We start from the raw sequence: 18,348 nt of genomic DNA, 5'->3' as shown, positions 1-18,348 counted from the left end.
ATTGCCGCAAAACGCCATGGCCAAGTCACATAAGCCGTTGGGTACCGTCGAGCAAGTCGAAGCGGCCTACTATGACGCCCTCAGCCACGCCGACATCGAGGCCCTGATGGCCTTGTGGGCCGAGGACGACGAAATCGTCTGCATCCATCCGGGCGCGCCGCGCCTGGTCGGCCACGCTGCCATCCGCGCCTCCTGGGAAGCGATCTTCGAGCGCGGCGGCGTGCACATCCGCCCGGTGCAACTGCACGCGGCGCACAACCTGATGAGCGCCGTGCACAACGTCATCGAAGACGTCGGCTCAGGCCCGCACGAAGGCGGCGACATGCACATCCTCGCCACCAATGTCTACCTGAAGACGCCGCACGGCTGGCGCCTGACGATGCACCATGCCAGCATCGCGCCTGGCAAGATGCCGGAGGCGCAATCCGCCGCGCCGGTGCTACATTGAATTCCGCAACTTACAGCGCGCCCTGCTGGCTGCCGGGCGGCCACCTGCAAACCATCTACCCGGCGACCGCCATCGCCAAGCCGGCGGCGGCCTTCCGGCGCGAGCGCTGGGATGCGCCCGACGGCGACTTCGTCGATATCGATTTCATCGACGGCCAGGCCGGTAAGCCCTTCATCGTGCTGTTCCATGGCCTTGAAGGCTCCTCCGCCAGCCATTACAGCCGCGCGCTGATGGCGCACATCGCCGCGCTCGGCTGGTCTGGCGCGGTACCGCATTTCCGCGGCTGCTCGGGCGAACTGAACCGCGCGCCGCGCTTTTACCATTCCGGCGATGCCGAGGAAATCGACTGGGTACTGCGGCGCCTGAAGGGCCTTGCCGATGCCCGTGGCAGCACGAAGTTCTATGCCTGCGGCGTTTCGCTGGGCGCCAATGCCCTGCTGCGCTGGATCGGCGAATCGCAGCACCAGGCCGGGTTTGTCGATGCCGCCTGCGCGATCTCGGCGCCGCTCGACCTGGCCGGCGGCGGCGGCGCCCTCTCGCGCGGCCTCAACATGATTTACACACAGGTGTTCCTGAACACGCTGAAACCCAAATGCCTGGCCAAGCTGCAGCAATTCCCCGGCCTGTTCGACCGCGACGTGATGCTGGGTTCGCGCAACCTCTACGAATTCGACAATATCGTCACCGCGCCGCTGCATGGCTACCGCAATACCGAGGATTACTGGCACCGTGCCAGCGCCCGCCATGTCCTGTCGGACATCACCATCCCGACCCTGGTCATGAATGCGCAAAACGATCCTTTCTTGCCGGCGCGCTATCTGCCGCAAAAGGCGTCGCCGACGGTCACCCTGGATTTTCCGAAATATGGCGGTCATGTCGGCTTTGCCACCGGCCCTTTCCCGGGACGGCTCGACTGGCTGCCGCAGCGCATGCTGCGTTTCCTGCAGGGTGACACGGCTCCTTGCGCCTGAGCATGCCTGCCCCTGCTCCTGCTCCTGCGCCTGCACCTGCACCTGCGCCTGCGCCTGCACATTGGCAGCCCTATTTCTGCGCTTCTTTTTCTGGGGTGGTGTAGCATTCGCTTATGGATGAAATCGTCAAACAGGCAATCGCCAAATGGCCCAATGTGCCGCACTGCTACGGCTGGCTGGCGCTGGATGCGCGCGGCGCCTGGCGCATGCGTGATGAACGGGCGCAGGCCAACAAACTTCCCGGTGAGCGCATCGTCAATACGGCGCTGCTTGGCTTCATCAACCGCAATTACACGCACGATGAGCAAGGCCGCTGGTATTTCCAGAACGGGCCGCAGCGGGTATATATCAACCTCGAAGCGACACCCTATGTTGTCCGTACCGATCCGCAGCAAGGCTTCGTCTTGCAGACGGGCGCGGCGCTTGGGCAAATCGATTCCGCCTGGATGAATGAGGATGGCACGCTGATATTGCAAAGCGGGGACATCGTCGCGCAAGTCGACGACCGCGACATGGCGCAATGCCTGGGCCTGCTGCGCATGGGCGAAACGGGCGAACTTGCCGCCAGTGACGAGGAATTGCTGGACTGGCTGGTCGAGACTGCAGAGTCTCCCCGTCCGCTGCATTTCCGCGACGGCGAACGGCGGCTGCCGGTGCAGCGGATTGCGCGCGCCGGACTGGCCGCGCAATGCGGTTTTGTGTCCGTACCGAAGCCTGATCCCAGTCAAATATCCGATAAATAGCAGCGGATATTTAACCACCAAAAATCTTCACGTTCATGAGGATTTTTAAGAGATTAGCATTCAAACAGGGGGAAATCCGCACGAACTTGAGGATTTGCCAGCCCGCTCTCACTCATAGTGCGACCACATTCGCAAGACGCGAACGATGCGTTCATTTGCGAACACTTCATAGACCAAGCGGTGCTGAATATTGATGCGCCTCGAATACGCACCAGCAAGATCCCCGACCAACTTCTCGTATGAAGGCGGATTCTGAAACGGGTCGGCGACCAACACGGCCAACAGCTCTTGTGCCTTCGCTTTCAGGCCGGCAGCGGCCAGTTTCTTTGCATCCTTCTCGGCATGCCTGGAAAACACGATCTGCCAACTCACCAGTCCAGTTCCCTGGCGCTTTCACCCAGAGGCTCAGCCATGCCTTCCTTGATGGACTCACGCATGCCTGGCACCGACAAGAGAAAGAGCGTTTCCTGGATAGCCTGCCAGTCTTCGGACGACAGTAGAACGGCGCCAGTACGCTTGCCGGCAATGTGAATTGGCTCATGCGACTCAGCAGTCTGATCGATGAGGCGATACAGGTTTGCGCGTGCTTCGCTTGCGGTGAGAGTGGCCATGACGTGCTCCTACAGAAGACACTCATAGTACGCATTTACGTACGCCACGTCAATCCCCTTCGGCCTTAGATGCAATCCGGACAATCGCCGCCTACCGGCTGCGGCTTTCCTTCATCTCTTCCTTGAAACGCACCTGCCATTCGCGCTCGCGCGCATCGATCAGCGACTGATCGTAGAACGAGGCGTCCGGCGCGCGGCGCGCGATATTCAACTGGTCCAGCGCCGACGACAGGCTGCCGGACAAGGCATACGACTCGGCCAGCGCCAGATGCTGCAGCGCCTGCTTGCCCTGCGTCGCATAGGCCTTGGCCAGGCGCTCCTGCAACTGCGGCTCCTGCCGGTACAGCTGGGTCTGGTCACGCAGGAAGCGCACCGCGTCATCGCCGCGTCCAGCCGCCAGCAGGGCGTCGGCATACAGATGCGCAATCCCGCGCGACAAGGGGAACTGCGTGCGCGCCGCCTCGGCTTCGCGCACGGCGTCCAGCGGTTGTTTGGCTGCCAGCCTGAGCTCGATCCCCAGGCTGATCAGCATCGAACTGGATTTCATCCCTTGCGGCAGCGCGGTGCGGGCTTCCGTCAGCAGCGCCTGCGCGCGGTCGATATCGCCTTGCCGGAAAGCGAGCAGCGCCTGGCCATACTTGCCGGCGATGGTCTGGTTGCGATTTTTTTGCGCCAACTGTCCCTCGAAAACATTGGCGGCCTCGCGCAAGCCCTGCACCGAGCCATCCTGCAACAGGCGCAATCGTGCGCGCACCAGATGAAAATCGAGGCTGTCGGCGCGCTGCCGATAGCGCAGACCGCGGGTACGGTCCTGGATATCGGCGATACGCTCGGTCGTCAGCGGGTGCGAGCGCAGGAAGGATGGCACGCCGTCGGTATAGGCGCGCGTCGAATTCTGCATGCGTCCGAAAAAAGCGATCATGCCGGTGGTATCGAAGCCGGCGTCCTTCATGATCTGCAAGCCGATGCGATCCGCCTCGCGCTCGGCCTCGCGACTGAAATTGAGCTGGCGCTGCAGCGCCATGCCCTGCCCGCCCAGCAGCAGGGCCGCCGAGGCATCCGGACTGGAGCGTGCCGCCAGCGCCGCCAGGATCAGGCCGGCCAGCGGCAGCAGCGCATCCTGGCGTTGCCTGCCGAGCATGCGGGCGATATGGCGCTGGGCGACGTGGCCGATTTCATGCGACAGCACCGAGGCCAGCTCGGACTCCGACTGCGCCGCCAGCACCAGCGCCGAATGCACGCCGATGAAACCGCCGGGCAAGGCGAAGGCATTCAGCGAGGGATCGCGCACCGCGAAGAAAAGGAAATCGTAACCCGCCTCGCCGCGCGCATCCGGCCGCGCCGACAAGAGGGTCGCGGCGAAATTGTTCAGGTATTCCTGTACCGGGGCGTCATCCAGATAGTCGCGGTCACGGCGGACGTCGCGCATGATTTCCTCGCCCAGCCGGCGTTCCATGACGGGCGAGAGTTCCTCGCGGTCGGAATCGCCCAAGGTGGGAAGGTTTTGCGCGGCCGATAATGACGGCGCCAAGGCTGCCGGCAAAAGACAGGACAGCGAAAGCATTGCGGCGGCAACGGTCCGCGGGCGCAAACTGCGCCGGATCGGCTGGCGTGAGAGGATCGGTTTGGAATTCACGGTGCTATGATACCTGCACTCAGGAATCGTTCAAGAAACTTCATATTTTGTTACCAATGAATATCAAAAAAACAGCCGCAGACAATACCCCAGACAATCAGGGTCTGAGCCATTTCGACGCCGGTGGCCAGGCGCACATGGTCGATGTCGGGGGCAAGGATGAAACCCACCGTATCGCGGTTGCCAGTGGCAGCATCCGGATGAAACCGGAAACCCTGGCGATCATCCAGTCCGGCACGGCAAAAAAAGGCGATGTGCTGGGGATTGCCAGGATTGCCGCAATCATGGGGGCCAAGCGCACCAGCGACTTGATCCCATTGTGCCATCCGCTGGCGTTGACGCGGGTGGCGGTGGATTTCGAGGTCGATGTAGCAACGTCGAGCGTTACCTGCACGGCCCGGGTGGAGACTTATGGCAAGACCGGGGTGGAGATGGAGGCGCTGACGGCGGTGCAGGTGGGGTTGTTGACTATTTTTGATATGTGCAAGGCGGTGGATCGGGGGATGGTGATGGGGGAAATCAAAGTACTGGAAAAGCATGGGGGCAAGTCGGGGGATTGGGAGAATTCTTGACTTATGATTCAAAAAATCATGATATTGCGACTAAGCTTAAGGTAATTCCAATCCACGCAATTGAGGAAACTTATCCTCAGCCAGTACCTTCCAATTATTTTTAATTGTGTTATACGTTTTTTCGCCATACAGGGCTCGGATTACACGCATTTGCCGAATTGCTTCCTCAGGATTTCCGTTCAGCGCAAGCGAAAGTGCGTAACGGTTCTGCGTTGCAGTCCAAGGGTAGCGCATCGCAACTTTCTTGGCGAGCTCCAGCTCATTCGCCGTCATATCTGGCTTCGGAGCGATTCGGGCACCGTCAAGCAAAGCGCCTAATTGCGTCAAAATAACAACCTTAGGTCTTTCATAATCAGTCGGCGTTTGTCCTAGCTTGAGCCCTTCGAAACGTGCAATGCGAAAATCTTCTTCGATTCTGAAATACTCGATCGCCGACCAGGCCGCAATGATATTCACACCAAAAAAAATTGCTATTGCGAGACGCAGGCCAATTTGAAACGCCACTTTACCTTTCGACATTCCTTCCAGAATGCCCAGCGCAAACATCACGGGCACCAGAAAGTAAGCATAGGCAAATGGAAACTCAAACAAGGAGTGGACTGCCAATGGCAAGGACACCGCGAGGCAATACCACGACCTTAACTGATTTGCCTGCATCAAGCGCGTCCATAACCACCACCCCGTTAGCAGCACGAGAATTACAGTGATTGGCACACCTATTCCCAATGCCAGATCAAGCAAAATATTGTGGCTATATGAGAAAGGCTCGCTTACGAGGTAGGCATGCACCACGGCATTATGCGCTTCAGGTACATTGCCCAGCCCCCAGCCTAACCATGGGCGTTGAGTCACCGCTTCAAATAGCTGCGGCCACACCATCAACCGGCTGCCTGCTTTGACATTAACTTCTGCACTGGTGCCGATTTTCTGGATGAATGCGAAAATTGATGGCCATGTCCAGAAAATTGCTAAAAAGACGATAAACGCCAAAGAAATTGTCCAATGCGAAGATTTAAAACCTACTCGCTTGTTCTTGACAAACCACCACCCCGCTAACAGCAAAAAGCTCAATACGCCGGTCCGAGACTCTGTAAAAGCCAATGCCATACCGAGAACAATAAAAATCAATATCGATGACAGTGCCTTGAGCCTTCCCAATTCATAGAGAAATAAAAGACTCGCAACCCCCATAAGGAGCAAGGTTGCCAAGTGATTGGGCTGTCCCAAATTCGCTCCGGGCCGACGCAGTTGATGCGTCCGATTAATCCATGTAGCTTCCCATACGTCAAGAACCTGGGCAAATGCAAGTACGGCAGACGCAAATGCGCCAACCAGCACGACTCCCGCAAGCAATACCAACGCTGAATCGATCTTCTTTGCATGGTCAGTGCCAGCAAAACTGATGGTCTGAGCACCACAGTCAAATCCGAGCGTTAAACACATAACACACAACACCATGTAAAGCACGAACACCAACGCATCCCCCCCGTACGTAACAACCCCGGTCGAGAATTGCACCACTGCCACAAGCCCAAGCGTTATGAAAGGCAAACCGACTGCAGGGATGCGAAATGCCCCCAAACCTGCTTTCAGTTTTGGAATGAGTATGACTGACCACGCCAGCAAGTAAACTGCCACAAATGCAAGCAACTCTAAGTGCCAACTAACCCATGGCGGGAAATGCAGTGGCAATAGCCAAGAAAGAAATAATGCGACGGCAGAAATATAAATGAGCATAAAAAAAAAAAGGGGGCCACACGTGCCCCCTTCCATATCTTGACAAGAAGATTAGTTCGTTGCGAAACCGTTCAGGTTCGTCACGGTAGTGTCGCGGCAAGAACCCGGCAGATATTTCGCGATCGTGCTCACGCTTGGGCCGCACAACCAGCTAGTAACCTGTCCACTGCCATCAAGTACCGGTTCCAGCCGAACCGAGCCGCTTACCTGTGTCAGCGCGGTGCTATTGACCCTAACCTCGATAGCGCCAGTAGTATTGGTGGCAATACTCGCTACATACTTGGTTGTTGGCACAGAGCTTTCGCAGCCCCAAGCGCCGGCCGCTGGAATTGAAGCGATATTAGTAGTAGTTTGGCGCGTCTCAGTCACGCTGGTGCGGCAAGACGATGCTGCCAAAACCACTTCAGACATCTTGGCCCGAACGGTGTAGTCCTGATAAGCAGGCAAAGCCACTGCGGCCAAAATACCAATGATCGCCACGACGATCATCAATTCGATCAGGGTAAAGCCGCTTTGCGCGCGTTGCATCATTTTCATCGATTTCATTTCCATCTCCCTGGAGAAAGGTTGAACAAACACAAAATGTGTTGTGCTTTATATGAGCAATGGCCGTGCCAGCAGGAAAGATGCCAAAATAACCATGAAAAATGCCAAGTACTTGCAAAAACTTGTCGTTATCGCACTACATAATGACAATTTTCGTCAGCCAGAAGTATAAAAAACTTGATGAATGACAATATTGGTCAAATCGTCATCCAGCTTGGTATTACTACCGCACCCATTTCAACACCCGGTCCAGCAAGCTTTCACTTTTGACATCCACCGCCACAACCTTTGCCAGGATGACGGAAATATTATCCTTGCCGCCATGCATATTGGCGCGCTGGATCAGTGTGCCGCAGGCCGATTCGAGATCGGCACCAAAGTCCTTCAAGGTGGCAGTGATCTCTTCATGGGAGAGCATGTCCGACAAGCCGTCGGAGCACAGCAGATAAATATCGCCCGGCTTTGTAATGTGTTCGTGGACTTCGATATCGACTTCATGATCAACACCGACGGCGCGGGTGATCAAATTGCGGTTCGGCGAAAGCAGCGCCGCTTCGGGAGTAATCAGGCCGGCATCGATCTGTTCCTGCAGCAGCGAGTGATCGCGGGTGATTTGCACCAGTTCGCCGTCGCGCAGGCGATAGGCGCGTGAATCGCCGACGTGCGCCAGGATCAGCCGGTCCTGCTGGAACAGGCCAACCACCACGGTGGTGCCCATGCCATGGAATTGCGGCTCGTTTTCGGCAGCGTCGATGATCGATGCATTGGCGCGGGCGACCGCCTGTTGCACCAGTTGCTGCAGTTGCCTGTCGCTCTGCCGCCCGCCTTCCTTGAATTGCAATGGCAAGCGCTCTTCCAGCGTCTCCTGCACCACGGTGGCGGCGATGCTGCTGGCGACTTCGCCGGCGCTGTAGCCGCCCATGCCGTCGGCCAGAATGACAAAACCATGCTCCGCGCTGACCGCAATGAAATCTTCATTGTGCGATCGCACCATGCCGGTATCGGTCTTGGCAACACATTCTAGCGATACGTGGTAGGCCATGGGCAGCTCAGGCGAATGGCCCCCGCGAAGGGATGAGGAAGATCACAAAAATGCTTTCAATATTGTCTAATGGAAAATCATACCTAAAAATCATGGAAGCTGTCAGTCTTGAGCAAAAATTAACTTCAATTAAATTAAACGACAACGGGGAGCCCGCGCTCCCCGTCTTCCGGCTTGGCAAGCCCACAGGCTTGCCGCACGATTTTTTACAGTACCGATTTCAGCAGACGGCCCATTTCGGAAGGATTGCGGGTGACCTTGATGCCGCATTCTTCCATGATCTCGAGCTTGGCCTGTGCCGTATCGGCACCACCGGAGATCAGCGCGCCGGCGTGACCCATGCGCTTGCCCGGGGGCGCGGTGACGCCGGCGATGAAGCCAACCACCGGTTTCTTCATGTTGTCCTTGATCCAGTACGAAGCATTCGCCTCGTCCGGGCCGCCGATTTCGCCGATCATGATGACGGCGTCGGTATCCGGGTCGTCATTAAACATCTTCATGATGTCAATGTGCTTCAAGCCGTTGATCGGGTCGCCGCCGATACCGACTGCCGACGACTGGCCCAGGCCGAGCGCGCTCAGCTGACCGACCGCTTCATAGGTCAGGGTGCCGGAACGCGAGACCACGCCGATGCGGCCCTTCTTGGTGATGTGGCCGGGCATGATGCCGATTTTGAGTTCATCCGGAGTGATGAGGCCAGGGCAGTTCGGGCCCAGCAGCAGAGTCTTGCTGCCGGCTTTCTTCATCTTGTCCTTCAACATCAGCATGTCGCGCACGGGGATGCCTTCGGTGATGCAGATGACCAGGTCGAGTTCAGCTTGCACGGCTTCCCAGATTGCATCAGCGGCGCCGGCGGGCGGCACGTAGATGACGGAAACGGTGGCGCCGGTCTGGGCCTTGGCGTCCTGGACGCTGGCGTAGATAGGGATGCCTTCGAAATCTTCGCCGGCTTTTTTCGGGTTGACGCCGGCAACGAAGGCGTTCTTGCCGTTGGCATAGTCGCGCGAACCGCGGGTGTGGAACTGGCCGGTCTTGCCAGTAATGCCTTGCGTGATGACTTTGGTGTCTTTATTGATCAGGATCGACATGTAATTTTCCTTTTACTTGGCCGCAGCGACAACTTTTTGCGCGGCTTCTTCCATGGTGTCGGCGGCGATGATCGGCAGGCCCGAGTCGGCCAGCATTTTCTTGCCGATTTCTTCGTTGGTACCCTTCATGCGCACCACCAGCGGCACGCCCAGCTGGACGGCGCGAGAAGCGGTGATGACACCTTCGGCGATCACGTCGCAGCGCATGATGCCGCCGAAAATGTTGACCAGGATGGCTTTCAGACCGGGGTTCTTCAGCATGATCTTGAAGGCTTCGGTGACTTTCTCGGCCGTGGCGCCACCGCCGACGTCGAGGAAGTTGGCCGGTTCGCCGCCGAACAGCTTGATGGTATCCATGGTTGCCATCGCCAGGCCGGCGCCGTTGACCAGGCAGCCGATGTTGCCGTCGAGGGAAATGTAAGCGAGATCGAACTTGGATGCTTCCACTTCAGCCGGATCTTCCTCGTCGAGATCGCGGTAGGCGACGATCTCGGGATGACGGTACAGGGCATTGGAGTCGAAGTTGAACTTAGCGTCCAGCGCGATGACCTTGCCGTCGCCGGTCAGGATCAGCGGATTGATCTCGGCCAGCGAGGAATCGGTTTCCCAGTAGGCTTTGTACAGGCCTTGCAATTGGGCGCGGGCGTCGGCGATGGAGGCGGCCGGCACGCCGATCTTGGCGGCGATGTCGTCGGCCTGGGCATTGGTCAGGCCGAGTTCGGGGTCGATTTCAGCCTTGTGAATCAGTTCCGGATGAGTTTCCGCGACTTCCTCGATGTCCATGCCGCCTTCGCTGGATGCCATCAGTACCACGCGCTGGCTCAAGCGGTCAGTCACCATGGAAATGTACAGTTCCTTCTTGATGTCGGCACCCTCTTCGATCAGCAGACGGCGCACTTTCTGGCCTTCCGGGCCGGTCTGGTGGGTGACCAGCTGCATGCCGAGAATGGCGTTCGCATATTCCCTGACTTGTTCGAGCGACTTGGCGACTTTCACGCCGCCGCCCTTGCCGCGGCCGCCGGCGTGGATCTGTGCCTTGACGACCCAGACCGGACCACCCAGTTGCTCGGCGGCCTTGACGGCCTCATCGACGGACAGGCAGGGAATACCGCGCGGCACGGTTACGCCGAACTTGCGGAGGATTTCTTTGCCCTGATACTCATGGATTTTCATGCGAACTTCCCTTCAGACGCTTGGTGTAAAAGTGGACTTGATGCTTGCGTAGACTTGGCAGGCAAACGCTTGGTGCGCCGGAAGCCACCAGCCATCGCGACGCGCACCTCGTCCTGGTGGGACAGGGCGGCATTCAGGAGGCAATAGGAGCTCAAGGGTATCGAAGGCAGCGACGCCGGCAGAATGTGGCCAAAATTAATGCCGCATGCATGACGGCGCCACATTCGCTGCGACGACCATCCGGCATACGGCCGAAAAAAGCTGGAAAAGTGTAGCACAGTGACTTACCCGCCGCCACTCCTGTAATACTACTGTAATACCGTCGGCGAGAGATTCGCGGCGCGCGGGCCGGCGACCTGCCCGTCAGGCATCATCGTCGACGTCGGCGCCACGCATGGCGGCCTTGATGGCGCCATGCGAAAAACCGCGCTGCTGCAGGAAACGCATCTGCCTGGCACGTTCGGCGGCGTCCGCTGGCGGCTGGCCGTACTTGCGCTCCCACACGGCACGGGCACGGGCAGCCTCGTCGCCGGCCAGCTGTTCACGGATGCCCGCCATTGATTCATCGTCGATCCGGTGGCTCTGCAATTCCGTCAGGATGCGCTGGTTGCCGAAGCGGGCCGCACGGCGGTGCACCAGCGATTCGGCGAAGCGCGCCTCGGACAGCAGCGTTGCCGCTTCCAGCGCATCGAGCACGGCTTCGACATCCTCGCCTTCCTGGGCATGGCGCGCCAGCTTGCGGCCTAATTCCAGCCGGCTGTGCTCGCGCATGGAAAGGTAACGCAAGGCGCGTCCCTTCAGGCTTAGTTGCAATTTTGCCATAAGAACTAAATAGAAAAGCCATGGACAGTGCCATGGCTTTGGGGTGCTCCCTCGGTGGAACAGGCCGCCGGCCTTATTCCACTTCCTTGCTTTCCTTACCTTCCTTGCTTTCCTTACTTTCCTTGCCGCCGGCCTTCTTGGACGCAGGTTCAGCACCCTTCAGCGGCGCCAGCAATGGCACGCCGAGGGCAGCACGTACCTTGTTTTCGATTTCGCGTGAGATTTCGGGACGCTCTTTCAGGAAATTACGCGCATTGTCCTTGCCCTGGCCAATCTTTTCGCCATTGTAGCTATACCATGCGCCGGACTTCTCGACGATCTTGGCTTCCACGCCAAGGTCGATGACTTCACCTTCGCGCGAGGTGCCTTCGCCATACAGGATGTCGAAATGCGCTTCCTTGAACGGCGGGGCCACCTTGTTCTTGACGACCTTGACCTTGGTTTCGTTGCCGATCACTTCATCGCCCGACTTGATCGAGCCGGTACGGCGGATATCCAGGCGCACCGAGGCATAGAATTTCAGGGCATTGCCACCGGTGGTAGTTTCCGGGTTGCCGAACATGACACCAATCTTCATGCGGATCTGATTAATGAAAATAACCAGGGTATTGGTGCGATTGATCGAACCGGTCAGCTTGCGCAAGGCTTGCGACATCAGGCGCGCCTGCAGGCCAGGCAGTGAATCGCCCATCTCGCCCTCGATTTCGGCGCGCGGCGTCAGCGCCGCCACCGAGTCCACCACGATCAGGTCAACGCTGCCTGAACGCACCAGCGCATCGGTAATTTCCAGGGCTTGCTCACCGGTATCCGGCTGCGATATCAGCAAATCCGGCAGGTTGACGCCCAGCTTTTGGGCATAAGTGACGTCGAGCGCATGTTCGGCGTCGATGAAGGCGCAGGTACCGCCCAGCTTTTGCATCTCAGCAATAACTTGCAGGGTCAATGTGGTCTTGCCGGAAGATTCAGGTCCGTAAATTTCGACCACGCGGCCGCGCGGCAGGCCGCCGACGCCCAGCGCGATATCCAGGCCAAGCGAACCGGTCGACACCACTTGCACTTCCTCGACCACCGCGCCGTCTTCCATGCGCATCACGGAACCCTTGCCGAATTGCTTCTCGATCTGCGCCAGGGCAGCGGCCAAGGCCTTGCTCTTGTCCAGATTGGGTGCGTACTTTTTGTCGTCCATAGGTCTCTTTCGAAAATGGCTGGCAATAATCGTTTGTCAAAAATGTAGCGAATTGACGGCTTGCTTGCTGATATCTAAAACAGCGGATGCAAAAACAACTTGGAATTCGTGCTTTCTGCTGCTGAGTCGGTACTGTATAAACAAACAGTGATTTATGCAAGCGGAATTTGCAGGTGGCGTAAATAATTCTTTGGCCGGGCACGCCGAGGTCGGTTTGCGCTTATTTGCTCTTTTCTGGTGCACATTTCCGGCGAAACAGCTGTTTTTGCTTGGCATGCTTCTTGTTAATCAAGAGGAAACTCCTTCGCAAGACGACCATGCCAAAATTTTTCGATGAAATGTACCGCGACCATGCCGGATCGGTGCGCCCGCATTACCAGGAGTTCGAAGCCTGGCTGGCCGAACAGGCCTGCGAGGCCATCGCCCAGAAGCGCGCCGAAGCCGACCTGGTGTTTCGCCGGGTCGGCATCACTTTTGCCGTGTATGGCAACGATGCCGGCACCGAACGCCTGATCCCCTTCGACATCATCCCGCGCATCATTCCGGCCGCCGAATGGGCGAAACTGGAAAAAGGGCTGAAGCAACGGGTGCTGGCGCTGAACATGTTCATCCACGACATCTACCACGAGCAGCACATCGTGCAGGCCGGGGTGATTCCGCCTGAGCAGATTTTCCGTAATGCCCAGTATCGCCCGGAGATGCAGGGTATCACCGTGGCCTCCGATATCTACGCGCATATCGCCGGGGTGGATATCGTGCGCGCCGGCGCCGGCGAATTCTACGTGCTCGAAGATAACCTGCGCGTGCCCTCGGGCGTCTCGTACATGCTGGAAGACCGCAAGATGATGATGCGCCTCTTTCCGGAACTGTTCGCCCGCCACAAGGTGGCGCCGATCGATCACTATCCCGACCTGCTGCTGGAGAACCTGCGCTCGGTGGCGCCGCTGGGCATCGCCGACCCGACCGTGGTGGTGATGACGCCGGGGATGTACAACTCGGCCTATTTCGAGCATGCCTTCCTGGCGCAACAGATGGGCGTCGAACTGGTCGAAGGCAAGGACCTGTTCGTCAATGACAATGCGGTGTTCATGCGCACCACCCAGGGGCCTAAGCGGGTCGATGTGATCTACCGCCGCATCGATGACGATTTCCTCGATCCGCTGGCCTTCCGCGCCGGCTCCTCGCTGGGCGTGCCGGGCCTGTTGTCGGTGTACCGCGCCGGGCGGGTCACGCTGGCCAACGCGATCGGCACCGGCGTGGCCGACGACAAGTCGATCTACCCGTATGTGCCGGACATGATCCGCTTTTACCTGTCGGAAGAACCGATCCTGAACAACGTGCCGACCTACCAGTGCCGCAAGAAGGAAGAGCTGGAATACACCCTGGCCAATCTGGCGCAACTGGTGGTCAAGGAAGTGCATGGCGCCGGCGGCTACGGCATGCTGGTCGGCCCCGCTGCCACGAAGCAGCAGATCGAGGATTTCCGCCAGCGCGTGCTGGCCCACCCCGAGGGCTACATCGCCCAGCCGACCCTGGCGCTGTCGGCTTGCCCGACCTACGTCGAATCCGGCATCGCCCCACGCCACATCGACCTGCGTCCGTTCGTCCTGTCCGGCAAGTCGATGACCATGGTGCCGGGCGGCCTGACGCGGGTGGCACTGACGGAAGGCTCGCTGGTGGTCAATTCCTCGCAAGGCGGCGGCACCAAGGATACCTGGATACTGGAGAATTAATATGCTGAGCCGCACCGCCGACCACCTGTTCTGGATGGCCCGCTACACTGAGCGGGCGGAGAACACTGCCCGTATGCTCGACGTCAACATGCAAACCTCGCTGCTGCCGCAATCGGCGCAGTCGGCCGAACAAGGCTGGCGCGCCACGCTCAGCATCTCGGAGCTGCAACACATGTTCGACCACAAGTACGCCGTGCTGACGCCACGGGATGTGCTGGATTTCATGGTGCGCGATCCCGCCAACCCGTCGTCAATCGCGTCCTGCCTGACGCAGGCACGGGAAAACGCCCGCGCCGTGCGCGGCAGCCTCACCACCGAAGTCTGGGAAACCCTCAATGCCAGCTGGCTGGAGATGCAGCCGCTATTGCAAGGCCAGGCGCTGGAACGCGATCCCAGCCAGTTCTTCGAATGGGTCAAGCACCGCTCGCACCTGTCGCGCGGCGTCACCATCGGTACCATGCTTAAGGACGAGGCTTTTTATTTCATACGCCTGGGCACCTTCCTCGAACGCGCCGACAATACCGCGCGCCTGCTCGATGTAAAGTTCCATGGCGCGCAGGACGGCATGGCGGCGAACGGGACCGGCGACGGCGCCGAACAGCCGCTCGATTTCTATTACTGGGCGGCGCTGCTGCGTTCGGTGTCGGGCTTTGAAATCTACCGCAAGGTCTATCGCGACGTCATCACGCCGGCGCGGGTGGCGGCATTGCTGATGCTGCGCGCCGACATGCCACGCTCGCTGCTGGCCTGCATGGATGAAGTGGTGGCAAACCTGCAGGCAGTCAGCAACGACATGTCCGCCGATACCGAAAGGCTGGCGGGCAAGCTGCATGCGCAACTGCGCTTTGCGCGCCTCGACGATATCCTGGCGGACGGCTTGCACGACTACCTGACGGCTTTCCTCGAAGACGTGTTCGAACTGGGCAACCGGGTCAGCCGTGATTTCATGATGCCGCTTGCGGCTTGACGACGGCCACATCCGCCACCACCGCAACGGGAATCCGCATGCTTGCCATTCGCCATGAAACCATCTACCGCTACACCGCGCCGCTGGCATACACCATCCAGCAACTGCGGTTGACGCCGCGCCACGACACGCACCAGCAGATAAAGTCCTGGAACATCGCCACCGGCGGGCGCTGCCATGCCTTCGTCGACGCCTTCGGCAATACCTGCCATACCCTGACCATCAGCGATCGCCACGATGAAGTGCGCATCGTCGCCGCGGGCGCGGTCGATATCGCGCCGCTCTACCGCGGCCGCCTGCCGGGCAGGGATGTCCTGTCGCCGCTGGTATTTACGGTGCCGAGCCGGCTGACCGAACCGACCGCCGCGATCCGCAGCTTTGCCGCGCAACACCTGGCTGCCGGCGCCCGCAGCCATGCCATGCTGGCGCTGGCCGAAGCGATCCGCGGCACGGTCGCGTACCAAAGTGGTGCGACCGTGGTCACCACCACCGCCACCGACGCCCTGCAACTGCAACAGGGCGTGTGCCAGGACCATGCACATCTTTTCCTGGCCTGCTGCCATACACAGGACATACCCGCTCGCTACGTCTCGGGATATATCCACGCCGGCGACACCGACCATGCGGAAAGCCATGCCTGGGTCGATGTCTGGGTCGACGACATCGACTTTTCCGGCTGGATCAGCATCGATGTCACCCATGCACAATTCACCAGCGCCATGCATTGCCGGCTTGCGGTCGGCCGCGATTACGACTCGGCCGCGCCGGTGCGCGGGGTACGGCGCGGTGGCGGCACCGAGACCATGACAGTGCAGGTGGACGTGAGCAGCACCTGATGGCGCTGGCTGGCAGCCTTCATGACGAATTAAAGAAAAGCAAATTGCCGCAATCCTTGCGGTAGAATCAGTTTTTTTCCTTCCGCGATCGGATCATGACTTATTGTGTTGCCATGCGCCTGGATGCTGGACTGGTCTTCCTGTCCGATTCGCGCACCAATGCCGGCGTTGACCAGGTCGGCACCTTCCGCAAGATGAGCGTATTCGAGCAGCCGGGCGAACGCATGATGGTGCTGATGACGGCAGGGAACCTGTCGATTTCCCAATCGATCCGCCAGCTCATCGCCGATCATGTCAATGCCGATGGCGAGAGCATCTGGACCGTGAACTCCATGCACGACGCCGCGCAGATTGTCGGCGACGCCATCCGGATGGTCCACGAGCGCGACGCCGCCGCACTGGAAAAATTCGGCATCGAGTTCAATGTCAGCATGATTTTCGGCGGCCAGATCGGCGGCGAGCGCTGCCGCCTGTTCCAGATGTACTCTGCCGGCAATTTCATCGAGTCCCATAATGAAAACCCGTATTTCCAGATCGGCGAAGCCAAATACGGCAAGCCGATCATCGACCGCGTGGTCACGCCGGCAACGTCACTCGACGAAGCGGCCAAATGCGCGCTGATTTCAATGGATTCGACCCTGCGCTCGAACATCTCGGTGGGGCTGCCGCTGGACTTGCTGGTATATGAAGCCGACAGGCTGGCAGCGAGCCGCTTCGTCACCATCGATGAACGCAACCAGTATTTCCAGATGATCCGCACTACCTGGGGGCGGCAATTGAAATCGGTGTTCGAGGGGATCGACGACCCGGTGTGGAATGCCAGCCCCGAGATGACCGCCAATGTGCTGTCTGCGGCAAACGCCTTCAGCCAGCCGGTACGGGTGGCGCCGCCGGCGCAAGCGGGACGCACGTCCAGCAGCCATGCCGCGCCGCTGCAGACACTGGCGCAACAGACCGGCAATAACCGGCAGCACTAATAAAAAAGGCTGCAAGACCTTCGCCTTGCAGCCTTTTCCGGAAACATCCCGCCAGGATCAGACCACGATGGTCTGTGCCTCGCCTTCGGCCCGTTCGCGAATCTCGCCGATACGGAACACGGTTTCGCCGGCGGCCTGCAATTGCGCCTGCGCCGCATCGGCGTTTTCTTTCGCGACGATCACCGTCATGCCGATGCCGCAGTTGAACACGCGATGCATTTCGGCGTCGGCCACACCGCCATGCTGCTGCAGCCAGGAGAACAGGGGCGGCATGGTCCAGGCATCGCGATGCAGCACCGCAGTCAGGTTGTCCTGCAACACGCGCGGGATGTTTTCGACCAGCCCGCCACCGGTAATGTGCACCATGCCACGGACTTCCATGGTTTCCATCAGCGCCAGCAGCGGCTTCACATAGATGCGGGTCGGCGCCAGCAAAACGTCGGCCAGGCGGCGGCCATGGAAGTCGGCGTTCAGGTCCGGCTTGGCCACCGAAATGATCTTGCGCACCAGCGAATAGCCGTTGGAGTGCGCGCCGGACGAAGCCAGGCCGAGTACGACGTCGCCGGGGGTGATCTTGCGGCCGTCGATGAGTTTCGATTTTTCCACCGCGCCGACTGCGAAGCCGGCCAGGTCGTATTCGCCATCCGGATACATGGAAGGCATCTCGGCGGTTTCGCCGCCGATCAGGGCGCAACCGGCCTGCTCGCAGCCCTGGGCGATGCCCTTGATGACATCGGTGGCGGTGGCCACGTCCAGTTTTCCGCAGGCGAAATAATCCAGGAAAAACAGCGGCTCGGCGCCCTGCACCAGGATATCGTTGACGCTCATGGCGACCAGGTCGATGCCGACCGTGTCGTGCTTGTTCAGATGAAAAGCCAGCTTCAACTTGGTGCCGACGCCATCGGTGCCGGAGACCAGCACCGGCTCCTTGAATTTCTTGCTAACCTCGAACAAGGCGCCGAATCCGCCAATGCCGCCCATGACGCCTTCGCGCATGGTGCGTTTGGCAAATGGCTTGATGGCTTCGACCAGGGCATCGCCGGCATCGATATCGACACCAGCATCGCGGTAGGACAGGGAGACAGAAGAAGGGAAACTCATGATGTGATTGGCGGCAGAGGCGGTAAAATAGCAGGTGATAGCCGCACAAAACCTGCGGCAAAGCGCTATTTTAACAAAATTGCCCCCGTTTTCCGGCTTGTGAATGGCATTTACTCTTTCCGTAGGGGAAGCATAGCTTGCCATGCTGGCAAAAGCTTG

At 59.2% G+C, this 18,348-nt stretch carries 20 protein-coding genes; 9 read left to right on the top strand and 11 right to left on the bottom strand.

The features are described 5' to 3' along the window. Positions 1-16 precede the first annotated feature (16 nt). The 3 genes from D3878_RS21445 (at position 17) to D3878_RS21435 (ending at position 2,162) form a co-directional block, all read left to right on the top strand. Positions 17-448: a YybH family protein gene (locus D3878_RS21445; RefSeq protein WP_119787322.1), complete on the top strand. Its 432-nt coding sequence runs from the start codon at positions 17-19 to the stop codon at positions 446-448. Further along, positions 445-1,419: a YheT family hydrolase gene (locus D3878_RS21440; RefSeq protein ID WP_119787321.1), complete on the top strand. Its 975-nt coding sequence runs from the start codon at positions 445-447 to the stop codon at positions 1,417-1,419. The genes D3878_RS21445 and D3878_RS21440 overlap by 4 nt, the downstream gene beginning before the upstream one ends. Before the next feature lie 113 nt (positions 1,420-1,532). Further along, positions 1,533-2,162, top strand: coding sequence for a DUF2946 family protein (locus D3878_RS21435; protein ID WP_119787320.1), 630 nt, complete (start codon positions 1,533-1,535; stop codon positions 2,160-2,162). Positions 2,163-2,270: 108 nt separating this feature from the next. On the opposite strand, the gene D3878_RS21430 is transcribed toward D3878_RS21435, so the two are convergent. From D3878_RS21430 to D3878_RS21420, 3 genes are all read right to left on the bottom strand, one after another. Continuing rightward, positions 2,271-2,534 carry a Txe/YoeB family addiction module toxin gene (locus D3878_RS21430; RefSeq protein WP_119787319.1) on the bottom strand — a complete coding sequence of 88 codons (264 nt, stop codon included), beginning with the start codon at positions 2,532-2,534 and terminating at the stop codon, positions 2,271-2,273. Beyond that, entirely contained in the window at positions 2,531-2,773 is a 243-nt protein-coding gene (locus D3878_RS21425) for a type II toxin-antitoxin system Phd/YefM family antitoxin (RefSeq protein WP_119787318.1), read from the bottom strand. The genes D3878_RS21430 and D3878_RS21425 overlap by 4 nt, the downstream gene beginning before the upstream one ends. 91 nt (positions 2,774-2,864) lie before the next feature. Next, positions 2,865-4,337 (bottom strand): M48 family metalloprotease, encoded by a 1,473-nt coding sequence (locus D3878_RS21420; RefSeq protein ID WP_119788069.1) that lies wholly within the window; start codon positions 4,335-4,337, stop codon positions 2,865-2,867. A gap of 128 nt (positions 4,338-4,465) precedes the next feature. On the opposite strand from D3878_RS21420, the gene moaC reads away from it, so the two are divergent. Continuing rightward, on the top strand, positions 4,466-4,981 hold the full coding sequence (moaC, locus tag D3878_RS21415) for a cyclic pyranopterin monophosphate synthase MoaC (RefSeq protein ID WP_119787317.1): 516 nt from the start codon (positions 4,466-4,468) through the stop codon (positions 4,979-4,981). A gap of 36 nt (positions 4,982-5,017) precedes the next feature. On the opposite strand, the gene D3878_RS21410 is transcribed toward moaC, so the two are convergent. From D3878_RS21410 to recA, 7 genes are all read right to left on the bottom strand, one after another. Then, positions 5,018-6,718 carry a PglL family O-oligosaccharyltransferase gene (locus tag D3878_RS21410; protein WP_158592346.1) on the bottom strand — a complete coding sequence of 567 codons (1,701 nt, stop codon included), beginning with the start codon at positions 6,716-6,718 and terminating at the stop codon, positions 5,018-5,020. A 51-nt stretch (positions 6,719-6,769) separates the two neighbouring features. After that, positions 6,770-7,255, bottom strand: a complete 486-nt coding sequence (locus D3878_RS21405) for a pilin (RefSeq protein WP_274381949.1) — start codon at positions 7,253-7,255, stop codon at positions 6,770-6,772. Positions 7,256-7,487: 232 nt separating this feature from the next. Next, positions 7,488-8,306 carry a Stp1/IreP family PP2C-type Ser/Thr phosphatase gene (locus D3878_RS21400; RefSeq protein WP_119787315.1) on the bottom strand — a complete coding sequence of 273 codons (819 nt, stop codon included), beginning with the start codon at positions 8,304-8,306 and terminating at the stop codon, positions 7,488-7,490. A 206-nt stretch (positions 8,307-8,512) separates the two neighbouring features. Further along, positions 8,513-9,394 (bottom strand): succinate--CoA ligase subunit alpha, encoded by an 882-nt coding sequence (gene sucD / locus D3878_RS21395; RefSeq protein ID WP_119787314.1) that lies wholly within the window; start codon positions 9,392-9,394, stop codon positions 8,513-8,515. Between the two features lie 12 nt (positions 9,395-9,406). Then, a complete protein-coding gene (gene sucC, locus D3878_RS21390; RefSeq protein WP_119787313.1) occupies positions 9,407-10,567 on the bottom strand; it encodes an ADP-forming succinate--CoA ligase subunit beta in 1,161 nt (386 codons plus the stop codon). Between the two features lie 363 nt (positions 10,568-10,930). Next, positions 10,931-11,389 carry a recombination regulator RecX gene (gene recX, locus D3878_RS21385; RefSeq protein WP_119787312.1) on the bottom strand — a complete coding sequence of 153 codons (459 nt, stop codon included), beginning with the start codon at positions 11,387-11,389 and terminating at the stop codon, positions 10,931-10,933. Positions 11,390-11,462: 73 nt separating this feature from the next. After that, positions 11,463-12,575 (bottom strand): recombinase RecA, encoded by a 1,113-nt coding sequence (gene recA / locus D3878_RS21380; RefSeq protein WP_119787311.1) that lies wholly within the window; start codon positions 12,573-12,575, stop codon positions 11,463-11,465. Between the two features lie 154 nt (positions 12,576-12,729). Between recA and D3878_RS23585 the strand changes: the two genes are divergently transcribed. The 5 genes from D3878_RS23585 (at position 12,730) to D3878_RS21360 (ending at position 17,088) form a co-directional block, all read left to right on the top strand. Next, positions 12,730-12,912, top strand: coding sequence for a hypothetical protein (locus D3878_RS23585; RefSeq protein ID WP_147384052.1), 183 nt, complete (start codon positions 12,730-12,732; stop codon positions 12,910-12,912). Next, entirely contained in the window at positions 12,893-14,308 is a 1,416-nt protein-coding gene (locus tag D3878_RS21375; protein WP_119787310.1) for a circularly permuted type 2 ATP-grasp protein, read from the top strand. The genes D3878_RS23585 and D3878_RS21375 overlap by 20 nt, the downstream gene beginning before the upstream one ends. Before the next feature lies 1 nt (position 14,309). Further along, complete coding sequence (locus tag D3878_RS21370; RefSeq protein ID WP_119787309.1) at positions 14,310-15,275, top strand: alpha-E domain-containing protein; 966 nt, start codon at positions 14,310-14,312, stop codon at positions 15,273-15,275. 38 nt (positions 15,276-15,313) lie between these two features. Further along, positions 15,314-16,111, top strand: a complete 798-nt coding sequence (locus D3878_RS21365; RefSeq protein WP_119787308.1) for a transglutaminase family protein — start codon at positions 15,314-15,316, stop codon at positions 16,109-16,111. A 95-nt stretch (positions 16,112-16,206) separates the two neighbouring features. Beyond that, on the top strand, positions 16,207-17,088 hold the full coding sequence (locus tag D3878_RS21360; RefSeq protein ID WP_119787307.1) for a proteasome-type protease: 882 nt from the start codon (positions 16,207-16,209) through the stop codon (positions 17,086-17,088). Positions 17,089-17,145: 57 nt separating this feature from the next. Here D3878_RS21360 and purM read toward each other — a convergent pair whose 3' ends face one another. Next, positions 17,146-18,189, bottom strand: coding sequence for a phosphoribosylformylglycinamidine cyclo-ligase (purM, locus tag D3878_RS21355; protein ID WP_119787306.1), 1,044 nt, complete (start codon positions 18,187-18,189; stop codon positions 17,146-17,148). Between the last annotated feature and the right edge of the window lie 159 nt (positions 18,190-18,348).

Source organism: Noviherbaspirillum sedimenti, from assembly GCF_003590835.1.
Classification (GTDB): domain Bacteria; phylum Pseudomonadota; class Gammaproteobacteria; order Burkholderiales; family Burkholderiaceae_D; genus Paucimonas; species Paucimonas sedimenti.
The sequence above is the reverse complement of the archived record's forward strand: the minus strand, read 5'-3'. Positions and strand labels throughout refer to the sequence as shown.

Excerpts from the sequence above, each read along its gene's own strand:
- D3878_RS21445 (WP_119787322.1), top strand. The coding sequence starts at position 17 with ATGGCCAAGTCACATAAGCCGTTGGGTACCGTCGAGCAAGTCGAAGCG.
- D3878_RS21435 (WP_119787320.1), top strand. The coding sequence starts at position 1,533 with ATGGATGAAATCGTCAAACAGGCAATCGCCAAATGGCCCAATGTGCCG.
- D3878_RS21425 (WP_119787318.1), bottom strand. The coding sequence starts at position 2,773 with ATGGCCACTCTCACCGCAAGCGAAGCACGCGCAAACCTGTATCGCCTC.
- D3878_RS21420 (WP_119788069.1), bottom strand. The coding sequence starts at position 4,337 with ATGCTTTCGCTGTCCTGTCTTTTGCCGGCAGCCTTGGCGCCGTCATTA.
- moaC (WP_119787317.1), top strand. The coding sequence starts at position 4,466 with ATGAATATCAAAAAAACAGCCGCAGACAATACCCCAGACAATCAGGGT.
- D3878_RS21410 (WP_158592346.1), bottom strand. The coding sequence starts at position 6,718 with ATGCTCATTTATATTTCTGCCGTCGCATTATTTCTTTCTTGGCTATTG.
- D3878_RS21405 (WP_274381949.1), bottom strand. The coding sequence starts at position 7,255 with ATGAAAATGATGCAACGCGCGCAAAGCGGCTTTACCCTGATCGAATTG.
- D3878_RS21400 (WP_119787315.1), bottom strand. The coding sequence starts at position 8,306 with ATGGCCTACCACGTATCGCTAGAATGTGTTGCCAAGACCGATACCGGC.
- sucD (WP_119787314.1), bottom strand. The coding sequence starts at position 9,394 with ATGTCGATCCTGATCAATAAAGACACCAAAGTCATCACGCAAGGCATT.
- sucC (WP_119787313.1), bottom strand. The coding sequence starts at position 10,567 with ATGAAAATCCATGAGTATCAGGGCAAAGAAATCCTCCGCAAGTTCGGC.
- recX (WP_119787312.1), bottom strand. The coding sequence starts at position 11,389 with ATGGCAAAATTGCAACTAAGCCTGAAGGGACGCGCCTTGCGTTACCTT.
- recA (WP_119787311.1), bottom strand. The coding sequence starts at position 12,575 with ATGGACGACAAAAAGTACGCACCCAATCTGGACAAGAGCAAGGCCTTG.
- D3878_RS23585 (WP_147384052.1), top strand. The coding sequence starts at position 12,730 with ATGCAAGCGGAATTTGCAGGTGGCGTAAATAATTCTTTGGCCGGGCAC.
- D3878_RS21375 (WP_119787310.1), top strand. The coding sequence starts at position 12,893 with ATGCCAAAATTTTTCGATGAAATGTACCGCGACCATGCCGGATCGGTG.
- D3878_RS21370 (WP_119787309.1), top strand. The coding sequence starts at position 14,310 with ATGCTGAGCCGCACCGCCGACCACCTGTTCTGGATGGCCCGCTACACT.
- D3878_RS21365 (WP_119787308.1), top strand. The coding sequence starts at position 15,314 with ATGCTTGCCATTCGCCATGAAACCATCTACCGCTACACCGCGCCGCTG.
- D3878_RS21360 (WP_119787307.1), top strand. The coding sequence starts at position 16,207 with ATGACTTATTGTGTTGCCATGCGCCTGGATGCTGGACTGGTCTTCCTG.
- purM (WP_119787306.1), bottom strand. The coding sequence starts at position 18,189 with ATGAGTTTCCCTTCTTCTGTCTCCCTGTCCTACCGCGATGCTGGTGTC.